This is a genomic window from Rahnella sp. RcJ3 (genome assembly GCF_009498575.1).
Classification (GTDB): domain Bacteria; phylum Pseudomonadota; class Gammaproteobacteria; order Enterobacterales; family Enterobacteriaceae; genus Rahnella; species Rahnella aceris.
In genome coordinates this window covers 83,566-103,241 of the sequence record NZ_QSNX01000002.1, presented here as the reverse complement: position 1 = coordinate 103,241, position 19,676 = coordinate 83,566, and the positions used below count along the sequence as shown (strand labels likewise).

The 19,676-nt window shown below is 55.9% G+C and carries 12 protein-coding genes; 2 read left to right on the top strand and 10 right to left on the bottom strand.

All coding sequences use genetic code 11. From position 1 onward, the window contains the following. Positions 1-3: 3 nt before the first annotated feature. The 4 genes from recD to DXU84_RS03085 form a co-directional block, all read right to left on the bottom strand. On the bottom strand, positions 4-2,058 hold the full coding sequence (gene recD, locus DXU84_RS03100) for an exodeoxyribonuclease V subunit alpha (protein ID WP_153374816.1): 2,055 nt from the start codon (positions 2,056-2,058) through the stop codon (positions 4-6). Further along, the gene (gene recB / locus DXU84_RS03095) at positions 2,055-5,738 is read right to left on the bottom strand and encodes an exodeoxyribonuclease V subunit beta (RefSeq protein ID WP_153374814.1); all 3,684 of its coding nucleotides are present in this window, start codon (positions 5,736-5,738) and stop codon (positions 2,055-2,057) included. The genes recD and recB overlap by 4 nt, the downstream gene beginning before the upstream one ends. Then, complete coding sequence (gene recC, locus DXU84_RS03090; RefSeq protein WP_370461713.1) at positions 5,735-9,193, bottom strand: exodeoxyribonuclease V subunit gamma; 3,459 nt, start codon at positions 9,191-9,193, stop codon at positions 5,735-5,737. Before recC ends, recB begins: the two co-directional genes overlap by 4 nt. Positions 9,194-9,364: 171 nt before the next feature. Next, the gene (locus DXU84_RS03085) at positions 9,365-10,462 is read right to left on the bottom strand and encodes an NADH:flavin oxidoreductase/NADH oxidase (RefSeq protein WP_121019592.1); all 1,098 of its coding nucleotides are present in this window, start codon (positions 10,460-10,462) and stop codon (positions 9,365-9,367) included. 220 nt (positions 10,463-10,682) lie between these two features. Between DXU84_RS03085 and DXU84_RS03080 the strand changes: the two genes are divergently transcribed. After that, on the top strand, positions 10,683-10,988 hold the full coding sequence (locus DXU84_RS03080; protein ID WP_037036451.1) for a SelT/SelW/SelH family protein: 306 nt from the start codon (positions 10,683-10,685) through the stop codon (positions 10,986-10,988). Positions 10,989-11,062: 74 nt separating this feature from the next. On the opposite strand, the gene DXU84_RS03075 is transcribed toward DXU84_RS03080, so the two are convergent. The 6 genes from DXU84_RS03075 to DXU84_RS03050 all read right to left on the bottom strand — a co-directional run bounded on the left by DXU84_RS03075 (position 11,063) and on the right by DXU84_RS03050 (position 17,416). After that, positions 11,063-11,923 carry a ribokinase gene (locus tag DXU84_RS03075; protein ID WP_119261329.1) on the bottom strand — a complete coding sequence of 287 codons (861 nt, stop codon included), beginning with the start codon at positions 11,921-11,923 and terminating at the stop codon, positions 11,063-11,065. A gap of 1 nt (position 11,924) precedes the next feature. Then, the gene (locus DXU84_RS03070; protein WP_013574318.1) at positions 11,925-12,782 is read right to left on the bottom strand and encodes a MurR/RpiR family transcriptional regulator; all 858 of its coding nucleotides are present in this window, start codon (positions 12,780-12,782) and stop codon (positions 11,925-11,927) included. Then, a complete protein-coding gene (locus DXU84_RS03065) occupies positions 12,782-13,753 on the bottom strand; it encodes an ABC transporter permease (RefSeq protein ID WP_013574317.1) in 972 nt (323 codons plus the stop codon). Before DXU84_RS03065 ends, DXU84_RS03070 begins: the two co-directional genes overlap by 1 nt. A gap of 51 nt (positions 13,754-13,804) precedes the next feature. Next, positions 13,805-15,298, bottom strand: coding sequence for a sugar ABC transporter ATP-binding protein (locus DXU84_RS03060; protein ID WP_013574316.1), 1,494 nt, complete (start codon positions 15,296-15,298; stop codon positions 13,805-13,807). 32 nt (positions 15,299-15,330) lie between these two features. Continuing rightward, positions 15,331-16,374, bottom strand: coding sequence for a substrate-binding domain-containing protein (locus DXU84_RS03055; protein WP_013574315.1), 1,044 nt, complete (start codon positions 16,372-16,374; stop codon positions 15,331-15,333). Positions 16,375-16,435: 61 nt separating this feature from the next. Further along, positions 16,436-17,416 (bottom strand): TIM barrel protein, encoded by a 981-nt coding sequence (locus DXU84_RS03050; protein WP_013574314.1) that lies wholly within the window; start codon positions 17,414-17,416, stop codon positions 16,436-16,438. A gap of 328 nt (positions 17,417-17,744) precedes the next feature. Here DXU84_RS03050 and DXU84_RS03045 point away from each other — a divergent pair, with 328 nt between their 5' ends. Next, positions 17,745-19,532 (top strand): methyl-accepting chemotaxis protein, encoded by a 1,788-nt coding sequence (locus DXU84_RS03045; RefSeq protein ID WP_013574313.1) that lies wholly within the window; start codon positions 17,745-17,747, stop codon positions 19,530-19,532. Positions 19,533-19,676 lie beyond the last annotated feature (144 nt).

Genomic DNA, 19,676 nt, shown 5'->3' with positions numbered 1-19,676 from the left:
GCGTTACGCGCTTTCGATTAATCCGCTGGCACGTAACACCCGACGCTTCACCGCATCCGGTAAAACGGCATTCATTCCCCCGACACATCCCAGACTGAACCAGTGACGCGCACGGGTAATGCCGGTGTAAATCAGCTCGCGCGTGAGGATCGGACTGAGATTCTCCGGCAGCAGCAGCGCGGTATGGGTAAATTCGGATCCCTGTGATTTGTGCACCGTCATGGCAAATACGGTTTCCACCGCCTGCAAACGCCCCGGCATCACCCAGCGGATATCCTGCGTACCGTCTCCGGCCAGAAACGCCACTCGCAGGGTCGGCACCACAGTACCATCGGCAAGACGATGCGGGATCTCCAGCGTGATGCCGATATCGCCGTTCATCAGACGCTGGCTGTAATCATTGCGGGTCACCAGCACCGGACGCCCCGGATACCAGCCGATCGACGCCTTAAGCAACCCTTCCTTTCGCAAGATGTCGGCGATGCGCTGATTCAGTTCTTCCACACCCCAGCGCCCGCCACGTAAGGCGCACAGCAGCTGGAACTGGCTGTAGGCCAGAAGCACTCTGGCCGCCCAGCGGTTGAAGGCTTCCGGCGGTTCATTGTCTGCCGGTCGCGCCTGGATCATCACGTTGAGATAATGTTGATAGCCGACCGGAGGTTCTACGCCTTCGCGTCTGGCCGCCGCCGGGAACTGCTTCGTGCCGCCCTTCACCACCCAGTCGCGCAGTTCAGCATCATCGTCAGTGCTCAATGTCAGTTCCGCCAGGTCAGCGTATCCATGTTTCCAGACCTGTTTCAGCGCTTTCACATCCCCGTCATTTACTGCTTCCGCTAACTGACCAATGCCGCTTTGTGCATCAAAACGGTAACTGTGGCGCAGCATCACTACAGCCTGATCCATCGCCGTACCCTGGGGATCAACCAGCGAATCCGGGACCTGTTCGCCGGTCACGCTTTGCAACCAGTCGCGGGTATGCGGCAGATAATGGCCGCCGTTGGCGCGCTGACATAACTCGCTCAGTAATGCCCCCGCTTCCACCGACGCCAGTTGATCTTTGTCGCCGAGCAGGATCAGACGCGCCTGTTCCGGCAATGCCGCCAGCAATGCGGCCATCATTTCCAGATCGACCATTGACGCTTCATCAACCACCAGCACATCCAGCATCAGCGGGTTGCCCGGATGATGGCGAAAATGCCGCGTATCCGGGCGGCTGCCGAGCAGACGGTGCAGTGTCACCACATCGGTGTTGATACTTTCTCGCACCGCATTACCGTTGCCGAGCGCACTGAGATCCAGCTTCGATACCGCACCGGCAATTGATTCATTGAGTCTTGCTGCCGCCTTGCCGGTCGGCGCGGCCAGTCTGATGCGCAGTGGCTGACCATTTTCCTCCAGCGCCAGCGTCTGTAACAACGCCAGCAGACGCACCACCGTGGTGGTTTTACCGGTGCCCGGCCCGCCGGTAATAATGCTGAACGCACTGCCCGCCGCCAGCGCGCAGGCCAGTTTCTGCCAGTTGGCGATATCAGATTTCGCATCCGCCGGGAATAACGCCGTCAGCGGCGCACGCAAAGATTCCACCGGCAAAGTGTGCAGCGCACTGCGCGCCAGACGTTGTTCAATTGCCGCCCGCACATTCTGTTCGTACTGCCAGTAACGGCGCAGATACAGGCGCTGGCCGGTCAGCACCAGCGGCGAATTACCTTCGTGGTGTCCGACCAGCGTCGGGTGCACCAGCGCCGCCAGCCATTCCTGCAAACTCAGGTCGTCGAGCACGGCCGCCGGACGGATCACCGCGCCGTCAGCGTGATCGCCTTCCGGTGGCAGCGAGAGTGAGAATGCGCTGTCATCAAGCGTGGCCTGCAAATCCAGACACACATGACCGCGCCCTAACTGATAGCTGGTCAGTGCGGTCGCCAGCAACAATAACGGATGCGCGTCCGGCGCTTCTTTTGCCAGAAACGTCACCAGTGCGCGATCGAGTTCGCGCAGCCAGCCACATTCCACCCAGCTCGCCAGCAGTTGTGCGATATCTTCACGGCTGTTGATTCTCATGCGTGTTCCTCCGTGCCGCTGAACAGAGCGTCGAGTTGTTCCATTAATGCTTTGTCCGGCCGCTGAACGCAGACGCCGTTACCCGGCGCGTGGCTGCCGCGCAGGAATAAATACACCGCGCCGCCGATATGCCGGTCGTAGTCATAATCCGGTATGCGGGATTTCAGCAGACGATGCAGCGCAAACAGATACAGCGAGAACTGCAAATCGTAGCGGTGCTCGCGCATTGACTGCGTCATATTTTCCTGGTCATAACCGCTGGCATCGTCTCCGAGCCAGTTGGATTTATAATCCAGCACGTAATAACGCCCGTCATGTTCAAACACCAGATCGATAAAGCCTTTCAGCATGCCGTTGAGATCTTCCGCCAGCAGCGGCGCACGCTCCGCGCCCTCAAGCGTGTATTGCTGAACCAGCTTGTCGAGGCGAACAGTTGAAACCTTCGTCAGCGAGAACCAGAACTCCATTTCAACCTGATAAGGCGGCAGTTCCGCCAGCGTGAAGGTTTCACCGTCCGGCAGGGCTAACGGCTGCGTCAGTAACGCGGTCAGCCAGCCGGAAAGCGGTACGATCCACTTTTCCCAGCCGCGCGTATTACAACGCCGCGCAACCTGATCGGCGATTTTCGCCGGATCCTTCGCCAGTGCAGCAAACCCTTCGTCGCCCGCCCATTCCAGCAAACCGTGCAGGAAATTACCCGGCGCAGGACCGCGCGGAAACGCATACAAATTCTCACCGGTCATCGGTTGCAAAAGCCCGGGCACCGGCTCTTTGTCTTCCACAAATACTTTCTGATCTTCTAAATAGCTGTCCTGAGCTGCGCTTTCGATCTCACCACGAGGCTCCCGGTTCAGGGTCTCCGGCACCATGTAGCTGCCTGCCGGTGCGATTTGCAGGCCGGAGAAACTCGACACCCACCAGCGCGGCCCTTTATGCGTTCGCAGCGGAGGACGCGGCCCGAGTTCCGGCAGCAACTGCTCACTGCGATAGATTGCGCCGTCCGTAACAGGCAGCGGCCAGGCGCGAATAGTGTCTGTCTCCAGTGCCTGCAAACTGGCGGGCAGCGCATCCGCATCGATCGCGTCGCCGCCGTGGAACAGATAGCCGGAGGCGCTCTTTTCGAACTCTTTCAGCGGAGCCATGCCCAGCCACAGCGCGTAACGCGAGCGGGTCATCGCGACGTAGAACTTACGCAGGTCTTCCCCCAGACGCTCGCGATCGGCCTGCGCCAGTTGTTCATCCGTCGCGCTCAGCGCCACTTCCAGTTCACCTTCCGCCGTGTGCCATTTCAGCGGTGAGTCCTGTTTTTTCACCGCGCGGAAAGCACAGGCGAAAGGCAGGAATACCAGCGGATATTCCAGCCCTTTGGACTTATGCACCGTGACCACTTTCACCAGTTCTGCATCGCTTTCGAGACGCAGTTTGCGCGCATCGCCCCCCTGATGTTCATCCTGACACTGTTCCGCCAGATAGCGGATCAGCGCGTGCTCGCCGTCGAGCTGAACGCTGGCCTGTTGCAGCAGTTCAGAAAGATGCAGCAGGTCGGTCAGCGCACGTTCGTCACCACGGCCGAGCAGACGGCGCGGCACGTCGAATTCCCACATCAGACGGCGCAGCATCGGCAGAATGCCCTGTTTGCGCCAGCAGGTACGCAGCGCCTGAAACTGCTGAACGTAGCGCTCCCACTCGTTTTCATCCTGATTGAGCCGGTCCAGCGCTTCCCAGCTCAGGTTCAGCGAAGGTGTCGCGAGGGCCGCGCGCAGTAACCGGTCGTTTTCCGGCGCAGCACAAGCCGCCAGCCAGTATTGCAATTCGCCCGCCTGCGCACTTTCAAAAATCGATTCTTTATCGGAAAGATACACACTGCGCACGCCGCGTTTCGACAGCGCAACGCGCACTGCGGTCGCTTCCCGCCCGGTGTTCACCAGCACCGCGATATCGCCGGGCATTACTGGCTTCAGCGTTTCGCCGGGCAGGCCAAAACCGGCAGAACCTTGCTGGCCGAGGCGCAGCAGGCGAACAATTTCCGTGGCGCAGCCGTCGGCCATCATCTGGACATACTGGTTTTTCGGCAATACTTCCGCCTGATTCTCCGGATACCACAGCGTCAGCGCAGCGGCTTCGGCATCATCAATTACCAGCGTATCGGCGCGTCCTTTGGCTTCTACCGGCAGGAACGGCACCTGATTTTCAGCGCCGCGCCGGAACAGGAACGCGCCCTCGCCGGACTTGCGATTTTCGGCCAGTTCAAACACCTGATTCACTGACGCCACCATCGCACGGGTAGAACGGAAGTTGGTCGCCAGCGTGTAGTGGCGGCCACCGGTATCACGACGGGCGCGCAGATAAGTATAAATATCGGCACCACGGAAGGCGTAAATCGCCTGTTTCGGGTCGCCGATCAGGATCAGCCCCTGCTCCGGCGCATTTTCCGCCACGCGGTAAACGGCGTCGAAAATGCGGTATTGCAGCGGATCGGTATCCTGAAATTCGTCGATCATCGCCACCGGGAATTGCGTACGGATGATCTCCGCCAGTCGTGCGCCGTTGTCGCTGCTGAGCGCAGCGTCCAGACGGGTCAGCAAATCGTTGAAACCCATTTGCGCGCGCTTTTGCTGCTCGAGGTCAAAACGATTTTTTATCCAGCGGCAGGCATGTTGCAGTAAACCGCTGCGGGCATCCGGCAAACTTTCCAGCCGGGTTTTCAGGGTTTCCATTGCCGAAATGGCCGGATGGACGGGCGCAACGCCCTGCTTCCAGCCTTCGTCTAGGCCTGCCGGTGTCAGGCGGGTCCAGCCGGTTTTGAGATCCGGGATTATTTCGTCGCTGGTCGCCCAGGCGTGGAGTTTATCCAGCCACGGATTGAAATATCGCGCCTGAATTTTCCCATTCACCGCTTTCGCTGCTACCGCGCCTTCGAGCATTGTGCGCAGTTCCTGCGTCCATTGCGGCCAGTCTTGTTTCAGCGCAGCCAGTTCCGCCGCTTTCAGGTTATTCACCGTTTCACATACTTCGGCAGGCGTCTGATCTGAGCCTAACTCTCCGGCATATTCCAGCAGCGGCATCACGCTGCGGTGTAAGTCTTCCGGTGAGCGCCACCAGCCGCGCAACATACGGATTTCCTGCTCACCGAGCGGGAAATAGAAACTGCGCCAGTAATCGCGCACCACGTTCATCAGCAGTTCGGTCTGGTCGGTTTCCAGCGTCTGGGTAAACAGGCTGTCGCTGTCGAATGCGTGCTCGCCAAGCATGCGGTTACACCAGCCGTGAATAGTGGAAACGGCAGATTCATCCATCCATTCCGCCGCCAGTTGCAGCTTGCGGGCACAGCCCGGCCATTGCTCAGGCGTATATTCCGCACGCAAATTTTGCAAAAATTCGTCGCTGTCATTTTCCGCGTCAGGATTTCCTAAAAAATACCCCGCCGCTTGCGATAAACGCGCACGGATGCGATCGCGCAGTTCTTTGGTTGCGGCATCGGTAAAGGTCACCACCAGAATTTCCGGCGGCGTCAGCGGGCGGCTGAAGGCGTTATCGCCGCCGTGTCCGAGCACCAGCCGCACATACAGCGCGGCGATGGTGAAAGTTTTGCCGGTACCCGCGCTGGCTTCAATCAGGCGGCTTCCCGTCAGCGGAAAGTTCAGCACATTCAATGCTGATGGCAGACGTTGTTCCGTCATTCCTTGTCTCCTTTCTTACTGCGGGAAAGATAATTGATCAACGGTGCCAGTAGCACATCGGCCAGCCGGGCAAATTCACCGTCAGACCAGAGTGCGGCAAAGTCCGGCCACGCGCGGGCCAGGTACGCATTGCTGTCACGCTCACCAAATTTCATGTTGGCCGGATCGTGATTTTCGTAGCTGTCGCGGGCGGCAAGCCAGGCATCGCTGTCCGTTGCGCTGTGCGCCGTGCCCTCTTTTTTCAGCCAGACAAAGGCTGTTTTTACCGCCAGCGGCAACGGCCGCAACTGCCCGATTCTCCATGTTTCAATCAGCGTGTCCCACAGTTCGCGCGCATAAGCGATCTCCAGCGGCGGTAATTCGGCGGTGCCGTTTTTGCTGACGATAAAGGTGTGCATTGGCTGTCCGTCAAGATGCCCCGCAAGATGCGCAACCCAGTAAGGCAGCAGCCGGTCAAAGCGGTAAGCGCGATCTTTTATGATGCCGGTACTTTCCAGCACCACGCGGGCACGGCCGCCCGCAGCATTTGCCCGCAGTTCGCTCAGCCAGTCGGAGAACATCACACCAACGGTTTTATCTTCCAGCGCCTCGTTCACCAGCGGCTGCGGCCATGCATCGAGAACCTGCTGATAGCTGGCAAACAAGGTATCCATCGGTTCGGCCAGATCGTCACTCAGCACCGCAGCAAATTCGCCCGGTGCCAGCTCGCCGCGTCGTTCAATACGTTCGAGTTGCTGACGTAAAACATCCTGACGCGAAACGCCCGCTTCCAGTGCCCATTTTTGCGCGCGGATCAGCTCATCCTGCAACCGCCAGTTTTCCAGCGCATTGATGTCGAACGGCTCCTGATCTTCGCTGCCCGGATCTTCCAGCTCAAAGTAGATATTCAGCCGCTGGCGGAAGAAACTGCGCACCGGATCCGACAGGAAATCCGACAACTGACGCAGCGTCAGTGCGCCTTCCTGTTCCACCGGTTGCAGCGGTTGCGCTGCCACGGCAGCGGCTTCCGCTTCCAGCCCGGCGCGCCATTCGTGGGCATAACTAAACAGCGGGCTGCCCTGACTGAAATAGTCGCGGTTGAACGGTTGCAGACGATGTTCGGTGGTCAGGGCGTGCAGTAAATCTTCGCCACTTTGTGCTTTCCAGCCTGCCGCCAGATGGTCGCGCAACTGCGCCACCAGCACCGAAGGCGGGCGCTCGGTGTTGTCATGAATGCTGCGCCCCACCCAGCTAATGTGTAAGCGTTCACGCGCAGAAAGCAGGGCTTCGAGGAACAGATAACGGTCATCTTCACGGCGTGAACGGTCGCCCGGGCGGTAATCGCGCCCCATGAGGTCGAAATCCATCGGCACGCGGTTACGCGGATAATCACCGTCGTTCATCCCCAGCAGATGCACGTGGCGGAAAGGAATGGCACGCATCGGCATCAGCGTGGCGAACGTCACCGCGCCGCCGAAAAACGGCTGGGTCAGACCCGACTGGTCGAACTGCGCCAGCCAGTGATCGCGAACCACCGACAGCGGCAGTTCGGCCTGTAAATCTACGCTTTCACAGGCTTCGAGCCAGATTTCCAGCTCACCGTGCAGACGCACTAAAATAAAGCCATCTTCACCGTCATCCTCGCTAAAGTATTGAGAAAGGATATGACGCAGACGCCTGCCCCACTCCTGCGGAGGCGCAGGTTCACGTAGCTGACGCCAGGTGTCATCCAGGCAGTTCAGCAGATGTGACAGCGGGCCAATCAGTGCCGCATCCAGCCCGCCGATTTCATCCAGCGGCTCGATGTTTTTCCAGGCTTCGCCGCTGCCCACCGCATAGCCCAGCAACATGCGTTGCAGACCAAAGAACCAGCTGTTTTGCTCCGGTGATAACGGCAGTTCGAGGCTCTGGCGCTGCTCGGCATGCAGCCCCCAGCGCACGTTGGCGGCTCTGATCCAGCGGTGCAGCAGCGGCAGTTGTTCTTCTTCAATCCCGAAACGCTGACGCACCGACGGCACATCGAGTAAATCCAGCAAATCACTGACCGCAAAACGCGACTGTGGCAGTTCCAGCAAACTTTCCAGCGCACCGAGTAACGGATTATTCTGGCGCGGTCCCTGATCGGCAACGGTGAACGGGATATAACGCGGATCACTGCGCTCCATCAGGCCAAACACCGCCTGAATGTGCGGCGCATAACCGTTGATATCCGGCACCATCACGATAATGTCACGCGCTTTCAGCGTCGGATCTGCGGCCAGCGCCGCCAGCAGGCGGTCATGCAGCACTTCCACTTCGCGCTGGGCGCTGTGGGTAATAAAGAAACGCAGGGAATCGTCATGCTGAACGTCAGCGGCAGGCCATTCATCGATGGTTTCAGCCAGCGGGCGCAGCTGCAAAATGTCTTCCTGCAACTGATGCAACAGGGTATCGGTGCCGTTTGAGGTAAAGAGGTCGATGCGCGGGATCACCGGCGCCAGTTGCGCCGCATAGGATTCGTGGTTGTCGTATTCATTCAGCAAACCGATATAGTCACGCCCCTGCTTGCCCCATGCCGCCAGCAACGGATGCGCATGCTGATGGAGCTCATCTTCGGCAATGACCTGCGGCATGCCCGGCTTACGCAACTGACGTATCCGCTCTGCGCGCAGCAAATCTTTATCAGCAATGATATCGCTCCAGTCGTGCTCGCACGGGTTATGCACACACATAAAGATGTGTGTCCAGCGTCCCAGCACGGCCAGCACTTCAAGGGATTGTTGCGGTAACGAGGAGATGCCAAAAACCACCAGCCGCGCCGGTAAACCGGCCGGGCGCTGGTCTTCAGGAATAGTTTGCGCATAGTGCAGGAAACGCTGATGCAGCGCCGCACGGCTGGTGTTGCGCTCGTTTTCAGGTACATCCGCCAGCAGCGCGCGCCACAGTTGCGGCTGCCACAGCAGGTTTTCCGGCAAGGGCTCGCTGCCTTTACGGCTGGTGCGCAGAACGTCCAGACCGTTGCCCCAGTCTTCCAGCCAGTCAGCACGGTAAACCTGATACTGATCGAATAAATCCGCCAGACGCTGCGCCAGCTGATGCAATTTACGCATATCGCCGTCATCTTTTAAGAAACGGGCCAGCGGCGCAAAAACGGGTTCGGCAAGCAGTTCGGGTAACAGGCGGATCAGGCGCCAGGTCAGCAGCGGACGGTCAAAAGGCGACGATTCCGGCACCTGTTCTTTGCCGAGCACCGCGCGGTACACCTGCCAGAAAAAACGTGCCGGAAGTTTGATATCCAGCGCCGCCGCAATTCCGCAGCCACCGTCGGTCACATCACGCGCCAGCGCCAGTTTCAGCCACTGGTTGATGCCGTTGCTCTGCACCAGAATCACTTCATTTTCCAGCGGCGACAGCGGATGCGCTGCCATCCACGAGACCAGCACGTCCCTCAGCGTTTCTGAGTGATTTCCGTGTAATACCATCAAACCTGAATTCACGCCCGCATCCCTTTTTTCGCCTGTCAGGGTTGAGATTTTGCGTTGATTTGGAAAGGATTGAAAGGACAGAAAAGAAAAGAGGCAGGGCTTGCGGCCTGCCTCGTAGCAAAATGTAACGCGCTGAAAATTACCCGCGCGTTTTACGAGCTTCTTTCCAGAGATATTTTAGGATCACTGAATGCTGTAGCGCTCAAGCCAGTGCGCGTAAGGCGCAGGCAGAACCCATGAAGGATTGTCCTCGCCCAGTTCTTTCGCCAGCGCATACGGATAATGCGGGTTGGCGAGCATGGCGCGGCCAATCATCACCAGATCCATATCTTGTTCGCTGATACAACGTTCGGCCACGTCTGCCGACGCAACGCCCCATGAACTCGCCACCGGCAAGCCGGCTTCAGCACGCACGCGGCGCGACACTGGTGCCAGGAAACCGGCTCCCCATGGGATCTGTGCTTCCCAGGTCGAGAAACCGACGCTGACGTTGAGCATATCCAGCCCTTTCTCACGCAGAATACGGGTCAGTTCGATAGATTCCGCCAGCGTTTCTTCATCGCGGCCATCGTATTCGATCACGCCAAAACGCGCGGTAATCGGCAGGTTTTTCGGCCAGACGGCGTTAACGGCGTCGAAAGTTTCAATCAGGAAACGGCTGCGACCGGCAAAATCACCGCCGTATTCGTCGGTGCGGGTGTTGGAATGCACGGAGAAGAAGCTTTGCGCCAGATAGCCGTGGGCAAAATGCAGCTCCAGCCATTCAAAACCGGCATCGCGGGCACGTTTCGCGGCAGCGACAAAATCGGCCATCACACGCTGGATATCGGCTTTGGTCATTTCTTTCGGCACTTTCGGCAGGTGTTTGCCGAATGCGACTGCGGATGGCGCAATGGTTGCCCAGCCACGCGGATCGCCTTCAGCAATATGATCGTCCCCTTCCCAGGGCAGATTGGCGCTGGCTTTACGGCCTGCGTGACCGATCTGGATCCCCGGTACTGCGCCTGCGGCTTTGATGGCTTTGGCAATCTTCGCCAGTTCAGCAGCCTGTTCATCGTTCCAGATCCCGAGACATCCCGGGGTGATACGCCCTTCCGGCGAAACCGCCGTCGCTTCGACAATCACCAGGCTCGCGCCGCCGCGTGCCAGCGTGGCGTAATGCACCTGATGCCAGTCATTCGGCACGCCATCAGTGGCGGAATACTGGCACATAGGCGGAACGGCAATGCGGTTTTTTAAGGTGACGTCTTTCAACGTAAACGGCGTAAATAGTGCAGACATAAAATTTCCTCGGTGGATTGGCGCATTGAGCACACAGAGTGCTGCCAAAGAGCTATAAGCAGAAGTGTAGAAATATTATAGTGCGTATCAATTTTCGTTATAACTCAATCGGTGCCCCGCCGCCCGTCAGTGGCTGAGACAACAACTGGCGCAGGTCTGTAGCGGGCAGTAATATCCGATTTCTGAAACGTCGATAAAATCCTCTTAAAAGGGTCGTACCATGGAAAAATTACCTGCCATCACCATCACCTATTGTTCTCAATGCAACTGGATGCTGCGCGCCACCTGGATGGCGCAGGAATTGCTGAATTCGTTCAGTACCGATCTGGCGTCGGTAACGCTTGTCCCCGGCACCGGTGGCATTTACGAAATCAAAGTCGATGACGAGATTATCTGGGAACGCAAACGCGATGGCGGTTTCCCGGACGCCGCACTGCTTAAACAGCGTGTGCGCGATATTTGTTTCCCGGAACGTTCACTGGGGCATGTGGATAAGAAGAAGATTGATGAGAACGGTGAGGCCTGAGGGTGCGCTAAACGCAAAAAAGGCAGGACATTCATCCTGCCTTTTGGCGTTTTAACAAAGACTGGCATTAAAAGTCAGGCTTTGCGGGAGACGTGTTCGGCGGCTGCACGGTTGGCTTTTGCGACGGAATCTGCCAGCGTTTTCCCTTGCAAGAGCGATGTGCACAACGTGCCCATAAAGCAGTCACCGGCACCGTGGGTACTGACCAGCTCTATTTTTTCGGCGGGCATCGACTGGCTGCGTCTGCCAGCTGCACACCAGGCCACACCGTGTTCACCCGCCGTCACGATAACAGCCGGAGAATGCTGGCTCAGTAATTCGGCTGCCACGCAAGCATCGGACAAATCATTGACCGGAATACCGCTCAGATCACGGGCTTCGACGCCATTCACCACCAGCAAATCGACAGCAGACTGCATCTCAGCACAAAGTGTCCGCGCCGGTGCGGCATTCAGACAAACGCGGATCCCGCGCTGTTTCGCCTGTTTCGCTGCCGCCAGATTCACCGCCTCCGGCACCTCATTTTGTAACAACAGCATGTCAACCTGCTGCCACAAGGCATCATCATCAAACTGCGCGGCATCAATGTGGTTGTTTGCATTGGAAACGACCACTGCGCCGTAATCCCCTTCTGCATCCATCAGCGCCACGCTCATGCCGGAAGGTACGCTTTCATTAACCGCGATAAAGCTGCTGTCGACCGCGTTTTCATTTAGCACACCACGCAGGAATTCCCCCTGCGTATCGGCGCCCACGGCACCGGCAAAACGAACACCGGCGCCCGCTCTGGCAGCGGCAACGGCCTGATTCCCGCCCTTGCCGCCGAATTTATATGAACAGCCGCTGCCGATCACCGTTTCGCCTTTTTCCGGACGATGATGCGCGTGGATCACGATGTCATAATGAAGGCTGCCCGTGACTAAAATTTTACCCATTTTAGTATTCCCGAAGGTCCTGAACCGCCTGCTGGGTTTTCATCAGGTTTTTTTCTGCTGTCTTCAGATCCTTCTGGGCAATCGCCACAAATAAGGCGTCCAGAATATTCAGCTGAGCGATCCGCGACGCAGCATTTTCCCCGAGCAAGTGCGATCCCTGAGAGGTTGAATTGAGAACCACATGCGCATTGCGCGCAATGGGCGACTCGGCGTAATTGGTGATGGCGATCACTTTGGCGCCATTGCGCGCCGCCAGTTTGATCGGATCATTCACCGCGCGGGTGGCACCGGAATGGCTGATCGCCACCACCGCATCATCGTCCGATAAGACCGCTGCCGACATCAGCATGATATGCGCATCATCGTAGACCGTCGTTTTAATGCCAATTTTCAGCAATTTATGCGACAAATCTCTGGCGACGGCAGCAGAGCCGCCGACAGCATATAAATCGATGTGCCTGGCTTTAAATAAAATGTCAGCAGCCCGGTTAAATTCCGAAACATCGACAATAGATAATGTTTCTTCTATTGCCTGAATAGAAGTACGGAATACTTTTTCAAGTAATTGTTCCGACGAGTCTCCCGGCTCAATTTCCGCATGTAAATTTGCCACTTCAGAATAGTTGTAATAAATCAAACTGCTTCTGAAATCTCTGAATCCTGAAAAGTTTAATTTTTTGGTCAGTTTAACAATCATCGCCTCAGAAACATTATTTTCCAGCGCAATTTCTTTTAATGAAGTTTGCTCAGAAAAATCATTTTTAGACGTAATCGCTTCGACGACTTTTCTTTCCAGCGGCGTCAGATGTGGCAATTTCATACGAATTTGAGCACCAATGGCTCGCGGATCCTGATTCATTACTTGCCTCGTGTCGCTCTGTCAATCAACATCGCTATGATAATAATAAGGCCAGTAGCAAGCAATTGATAAAACGCCTGAATATTGAGAAGTGTCAGACCATTACGCAATGAACCTAAAATAACCGCGCCAATCAGTGTGCCGATCACACTGCCTTTCCCGCCCATCAGCGAAGCCCCGCCAATTGCCGCCGCAGCAATAGCATCCAGCTCCCATAAATTCCCCATGGTCGGTTCAGCGGCACCCAGGCGACCAATCAAAATCAGTGAGGCTAAAGAGGCCAGCACACCGGAGATCACAAAGACCGTGACCTTGGTTCTTTTGACCGGAACCCCCGCGACTCGTGCGGCTTCTTCGTTACCGCCCACGGCCAGAATATATTCCCCCAGCGGCGTTTTGTTCATCACCGTCCAGAGTATCGCCGCGATAGCAATAACAATCACGATTGGTGCCGGAACCCCGAAAATCGTGCTGTTAATGACGGTGCGAAACTCCATCGGGATACCAAAAATCGGGTTGCCGTTGGTAAAAATCAGCGCCAGCGCGCGGAACAGCGAGAGTCCGCCGAGGGTGACGATAAACGGCTGTAAACCGGCATACGCGACCAGCATGCCGCTGAACACGCCGCACAGTGCGCCGACACCCAGCGTCGCCATTATTGCCAGTGGAACCGGGACGCCGGACACCATCAGCGTGGCACCCAGCACCGCCGAAAGTGCCGCCGTCGGCCCGACGGAGAGATCGATACCGCCGGAAATAATGACCAGCGTCATACCCAGCGCAATAATTCCGTTAATGGAGGACTGCTGTAATATATTGAGTAAATTAGGGACGGTAAAAAATACCGGCGACAAAAAAGAGAAGGTGATCACAATAATCACTAAGCCAATCAGCGTACCGGCATCGCGTACGTTGAATTTAAATAATGCCGAAGGCATAACCTTGGGCTGAACATTACCTTGAGTCGTCATAATAATGGCCTTTAATCTTTGTAGGTGTCGGAGAAATAGTTTTCAGACCGCTTAATTCACATCGTTAATCGCATAACGGGCAATGTTTTCTTCAGTAATCTCATCACCGTTAAGTTCTTTTGTGATTTTCCCTTCACGCATCACCAGGACTCTGTCTGAGATACGAATTATTTCCGGCATCTCGGAAGAAACCACCACAATGGCTTTTCCCTGCTGCGCCAGTTTTTCTATCAGATTATAAATCTCAGACTTTGCTCCGATATCAATTCCCCGGGTTGGCTCGTCAAAAAGAAAGACTTTATTGTCCGCTGCGACCCAGCGACCAATAATGACTTTTTGCTGGTTTCCGCCGCTGAGTGTTCCAATGGGTTTTTCTATGTTAAGCGGACGCAACCGCAGATCGGTCATCACGTCCAGCGCCGTTTTATCCAGCTGATTTCTTTTCAGTAAACCGTATCGGGTAAATCGCCCCATTGACGGCAACGCCATATTCATTTTGACTGCGCGCTCTTTAATGATGCCCTCTTTTTTACGATCTTCCGGCACCAGTCCGATCCCGGCGCGGATAGCAGAACTGACATTGTGATTTTTCACCGCGACGCCTTCCACCTCAATGCTGCCGCCGGTTTTGGCATCAATGCCGGCGATGAGTTTCAGCAACTCTGTACGCCCGGAACCGACCAGTCCGGCAATTCCCAGCACTTCACCTGCTCCGACGGAAAAAGTCGCCGACCGCACGGCATTATCACGACTCAATCCTTCGACGCGCAGCACTTCCCTGCCGGTCGCATAAGAGTGATGGTGCATTTTTTCGATTTTGCGTCCGACCATTTTGGTGACAATAGTTTCTTCGGTTTCATCGCAGATATTGACCACGCCGACCTGTTTACCATCACGTAAGATCGTCGCCCGATCGCAAACTTTGAAAATCTCGTTCATTTTGTGTGAGACATAAATCAGCGACACATTCATCGATTTGAGATCTGAAATCAGCTCTGCCAGGCGCTCAAACTCCGTCGGCGTCAGGCTGGAGGTCGGTTCATCCATTGCAATGATCTTCGCTTCATCCAGCAAAGCGCGGGCGATTTCAACGATCTGTTGCTGAGATACTTTCAGGTTCTTGATCGGCTCATCGGGATCAATACTGGGATCAAGACGACGCAGGATCGCCACTGCCCTTTTGTACTGAGCCTTTCTGTCGACAAACAACCCTTTGAGTTTCGTTAACGGGCGGCCAAGAAACATATTCTGTGCCACGGAGAGTTCAGGAACGTGCTGCAATTCCTGGTGGATCATCGCGATACCGGCATGACGGGCAGACAGCGGATTCTTCATCTGAATAACCTGCCCTTCCACCAGAATTTCACCGGAATCTGCCGCCCGCACACCGGACAAAATATTCAGCAGTGTCGATTTTCCCGCGCCATTTTCTCCAATCAGCGCATGGACTTCGCCCGGCCTCACAGAGAAATCAACGCCCTGAACTGCTGCCACGCCGCTGTAGCTTTTGCTGATGCCGCGCATCGTCAAACTGTACTGTTCCATACACTCTCCTGACCCGTTTTCACACGTCTGACTTATTGTTGCTGAGCCAGCAGCTGGCGAAGTTTCGCGTTATCTTTGGTGGAGAACGCATCAGCATTGTCCTGGGTAATCAGCGCCTGCGGAGTGGAGACCACGCGGGAGATTTTCTGTCCGTTAATCAGGCGTACGACCACTTCCATCGCCACTTCCCCTGTGAGCACCGGGAAGCTGTCCACCGTGCCGGTCAGCTCGCCACGCTTGATAGAGGCATAAGCATCGGAGATACCGTCAGTGCCAAATACCGCCACCTGTTTGGATTTTCCGGCAGCCGCCACGGCTTCAACCACACCGAGTGCCATGCCATCGTTGTTGGCGTAGAACCCAATCAGATCAGGATGTTGCTGTAAAATTGTCGCCGCTGCGTTATAGGCATTTTCACGGCTCCAGTTGGCCGGAACGCTGGCGACTACGGTGAATTTCCCGCTGGTCTGAATCGTTTCTTTGAAGCCTCTGGTACGCTGCGCCGCGGCATACACCCCCGGCTGGCCTTCGATGACGGCCACTTTGCCGCCTTCAGGATGTTTTTTGATAAACCAGTTGGCGACGCGTACGCCGTTGTCTTTCTGTACGTTACCGACGTAATGCGCCGCATTCGGCATCACCGCATCATTCACGTTAACGACAGCAATGCCTTTGCTTTTAGCCGATTCGTACGCCGGTTGCAGGTTGGCGTCAGTTTGCGGCGACACCAGCAAACCGTTGAAGCCCTGTGAAATGAGGGTTTCGGCGATAGAAAGCTGACCGAGCTGGTCGTCTTCGTTAGCCGCAGCCTGATATTCGACGGTGATGCCGTGCTTATCACCGAATTCCTTATATCCCTGGCCGAGTGAGCGCCAGTATTCATTGGTCAGCGTTTTAGACACACCGCCGATTTTGAGGGATTTGTCGATTGCCGGCAGCGGGCCATATTTGGCCGTGAGTTGCGTCCAGTCAGTGCGATCCGGTTCGGTATCGGATTGCAACGGTGGCAGATCGGCGGCATAAACGCTGGTGCAAAGCAGTGTAGAGGTGAGTACAGACAGTAAGAGTTTTTTCATCATCTGGCCTTCGATTGTTATTTTTATGGTGTCACAGCGACACGCGCTGTGGCGGGTCGCTTTACTGCGCCAACATCACGTCGTTGACGATTTGCTGTGTGGCTACGGCGTCCTGCCTGCTGATGGCTTCATTCAGCGCCGGGTTATTCTCGAGTTTTTCGCAAAGTTTGAGTAAACGGATCACGGTCGCGATATTGGTTTCTGCTTCACGCACCGGATCCAATCCGCTGGCGTCCGGGAAGGTATCGAAGTAATACGCGCCTTTATAGCCGTCGCGTTTCATCTGCAACAGGAATTCCAGCGTGGCACGCGGGTTGACGGAGCCGACCATCAGGCCGTCGTCGCGTTTGCCCCAGCCGTCATTGAGATCGAGCCCCAGCAAACGCGAACGGCGGGCTACCATCGCCGCCGCAAACGCCGGTACTTCGTTGGCAAACAACACATGCGCGAAATCCAGTGTGATACCTAAGTTCTTGCAACCGGCTTCTTCAACCGCCAGCAGACAGGTAGTGGCATTTGGGAAAATGCTGTAAGCGCGTGGTTCGTTGGGTTTGTATTCAATGCTGACGTCGATATCCGGGGCGTATTCCGCCACTTCACGCACAGCGCTGACTGCGTCTTCCCAGATTTTTTTGTAGTCAGCCTGGAAACAGTAATCAAAGCCATCCTGTCCCATCCACAACGTCATAATGCTGGCACCAAACTCACGACCGGCGTCGATCCCGCGTTTGGTCAATTCAATCGCCTGACGACGAATTTTTGGATCCGGGTGAGTAAATGCGCCGATTTTAAATTCCGGAGCATCCCAGCGCATTTGCATCCCGTTCACCGCCAGCCCGACTTCTTCGATTTTCTGGCGCATCAAAGTGATATCGCCGGTCATGTGCTGCGGATAATTCAGGTCCAGATGCGTCAATCCTTTAACCGTAGCTGCACGTTCGATCATTTGCAGCACTGAAGGTTTGCCTTTCTGTTCAGGCCAGTAAAGATGTGCCCCCGACGCAAACGAGTTCAGACGTGTGGCAAATTTAAGTTCTGACATGGGATGTCCTTTGTAAACTGATTCGTGATGTACTTTCCTTCTTCACTTTATTTTGTGAAGTAGTGCATTACTATCACCCACGGATAAAAGCCGCAAGATCCCCTGGTGGAATTGTGATCAGATTTGGGAGGCGTTTCACGAAATTTAGAGAAAGCGCGGCGGACGTTACAATGAGCAGCGGGTTGGTTTAGGAAGGCCTTTAATTTCGCGCTGAAATAAACAGGGACGTCCTTTCGCCCCGACAAGCCTCTGTTTTTTGTGACGGGTCTCAAGTTTTTCCCTTCCCTGCCGATAACTAAAACTTAAGATTCCTTCCAGGGAAACGCTCATGCTTAAAACCATCCGTTCGCGCATTATCACGGCCTGTATCGTCATCGTGGCCTGTTCGCTGATTATCAATACCTTCCTGAGTTATACCGTTGCCAACAAGTACAACAGTCAGGCGACAGACAGCACACTTAACGCGCTGACGGCCAGCCACACGCGAGGGATCAGCGATTGGGTAAGCTCGAAAACAGGGATGATCGTTTCACTGCAACAGATCGCGATGTCAGAAGATCCGATCCCGGTTCTCAAGCAGATCGCCAGTGCAGGTGGATTTACCAACGTGTATGTCGGTTATGCAAACCGCACCGCGAAGTTCTCCGATCCGACCGGTGTGCCTGCGGATTACGATCCGACCGGCCGCCCGTGGTACAAGCAGGCTGAAGCCGCCGGACATCCGGTGGCCACACCGCCTTATATTGATGCCGGTAGCGGGAAACTGGTGGTCACTTTCGCCGTACCGGTGATGGAAGCAGGCACGCTGAAAGCGGTTGTGGCGGGCGATGTCTCGATGGACAGCGTCGTGAGCAACGTTAATACCATTCATCCGACGCCGGGCAGTTTCGGCATGCTGGTGGATAAATCCGGTGTGATCATCGCGCATCCGGATACCAGCCTGGCACTGAAGCCGTTTACCGCACTGGCGGAAGGGGTGAATTTGCAGGATGTGTTTGCCGCCAATGCACCGGTGGATATCCGTCTGAACGGTGCGGTCAAGCGCGTCCGTGCGATGCCGGTAGCAGGTACGGAATGGTTCACGCTGGTGGCGCAGGATAAGAAAGAGTCCACTGCGGGTATGCGATCCCTGCTGACCTCGTCGGTGATTACGCTGATTGTGATCGTGCTGATTTCAGCCGTCGTCATCGGGCTGATTATCAGCAAATCGTTCCACCGCCTGTCGGTGGTGCGCGATACGCTCAATGCGATCAGTTCCGGTGAGGATGATCTGACGCAGCGCCTGCCGGCTGACGGACATGATGAAGTGACGCAAATCGCGCACGCCTTCAACACCTTCGTTGATAAGCTCAGCAAAGTGATGTCTGAAATCCGCACCACCAGTGAATCCGTTAAAATCGCGGCCGATGAAATCGCCGCAGGGAATAACGATTTGTCCGGTCGTACAGACTCTGCCGCAGCCAGCCTGCAACAAACCGCCGCATCCCTTGAGCAGATCACGGCGACGGTTTCCCAGTCGGCCAGTTCGGCGAAACAAGCATCCGAAACCGCTAAATCCGCTTCTGCGGCGGCCATACGCGGTGACGAAGTGGTGACTAAAGTCATTAAAACGATGGAAAGCATCGAAACCGCGTCATCGAAAATCGGAGACATTACCAGTGTGATCGACGGTATTGCCTTCCAGACCAATATCCTGGCGCTGAACGCCGCAGTCGAAGCCGCGCGCGCAGGTGAACAGGGGCGCGGTTTTGCGGTCGTCGCCAGCGAAGTGCGCAGCCTCGCACAACGCAGTGCGCAGGCGGCGAAAGAGATCAAAGTGCTTATCGAATCAACGGTGAGCAGCGTGGCGTCCGGCTCAGCGCAGGTGCGCCTCGCCAGCGACAGCATGAGCGAAATCGTCAGCAACGTGTCGAACGTCAGCAGTGTCATGCTGGAAATCACCCATGCATCTGAAGAGCAGATGCTGAGTATTAACGAAATCAACCGTGCCATTACCCAGCTCGACGGCATGGTGCAGCAGAACGCAGCGATGGTTCAGGAATCCACGGGGGCGGCGTCGGCGTTGCAGGAACAAGCCACCGGTCTGGCGGTTGCCGTCGGGCATTTCCGGGTCTGATCGCGCCGCCTGAGTAAGATGTTCATCACAGCGCCCGGACTTTATCCTCCGGGCGTTTTTTGCTTTACTTCACCGCCTCCTCACGTATTTTCCGCCGACCTCAGATTTTGTAATGTCTGTTTTATGCTAGGATTTAGACAAGAA

Excerpts from the sequence above, each read along its gene's own strand:
- recD (WP_153374816.1), bottom strand. The coding sequence starts at position 2,058 with ATGAGAATCAACAGCCGTGAAGATATCGCACAACTGCTGGCGAGCTGG.
- recB (WP_153374814.1), bottom strand. The coding sequence starts at position 5,738 with ATGACGGAACAACGTCTGCCATCAGCATTGAATGTGCTGAACTTTCCG.
- DXU84_RS03085 (WP_121019592.1), bottom strand. The coding sequence starts at position 10,462 with ATGTCTGCACTATTTACGCCGTTTACGTTGAAAGACGTCACCTTAAAA.
- DXU84_RS03080 (WP_037036451.1), top strand. The coding sequence starts at position 10,683 with ATGGAAAAATTACCTGCCATCACCATCACCTATTGTTCTCAATGCAAC.
- DXU84_RS03075 (WP_119261329.1), bottom strand. The coding sequence starts at position 11,923 with ATGGGTAAAATTTTAGTCACGGGCAGCCTTCATTATGACATCGTGATC.
- DXU84_RS03070 (WP_013574318.1), bottom strand. The coding sequence starts at position 12,782 with ATGAATCAGGATCCGCGAGCCATTGGTGCTCAAATTCGTATGAAATTG.
- DXU84_RS03065 (WP_013574317.1), bottom strand. The coding sequence starts at position 13,753 with ATGACGACTCAAGGTAATGTTCAGCCCAAGGTTATGCCTTCGGCATTA.
- DXU84_RS03060 (WP_013574316.1), bottom strand. The coding sequence starts at position 15,298 with ATGGAACAGTACAGTTTGACGATGCGCGGCATCAGCAAAAGCTACAGC.
- DXU84_RS03055 (WP_013574315.1), bottom strand. The coding sequence starts at position 16,374 with ATGAAAAAACTCTTACTGTCTGTACTCACCTCTACACTGCTTTGCACC.
- DXU84_RS03050 (WP_013574314.1), bottom strand. The coding sequence starts at position 17,416 with ATGTCAGAACTTAAATTTGCCACACGTCTGAACTCGTTTGCGTCGGGG.
- DXU84_RS03045 (WP_013574313.1), top strand. The coding sequence starts at position 17,745 with ATGCTTAAAACCATCCGTTCGCGCATTATCACGGCCTGTATCGTCATC.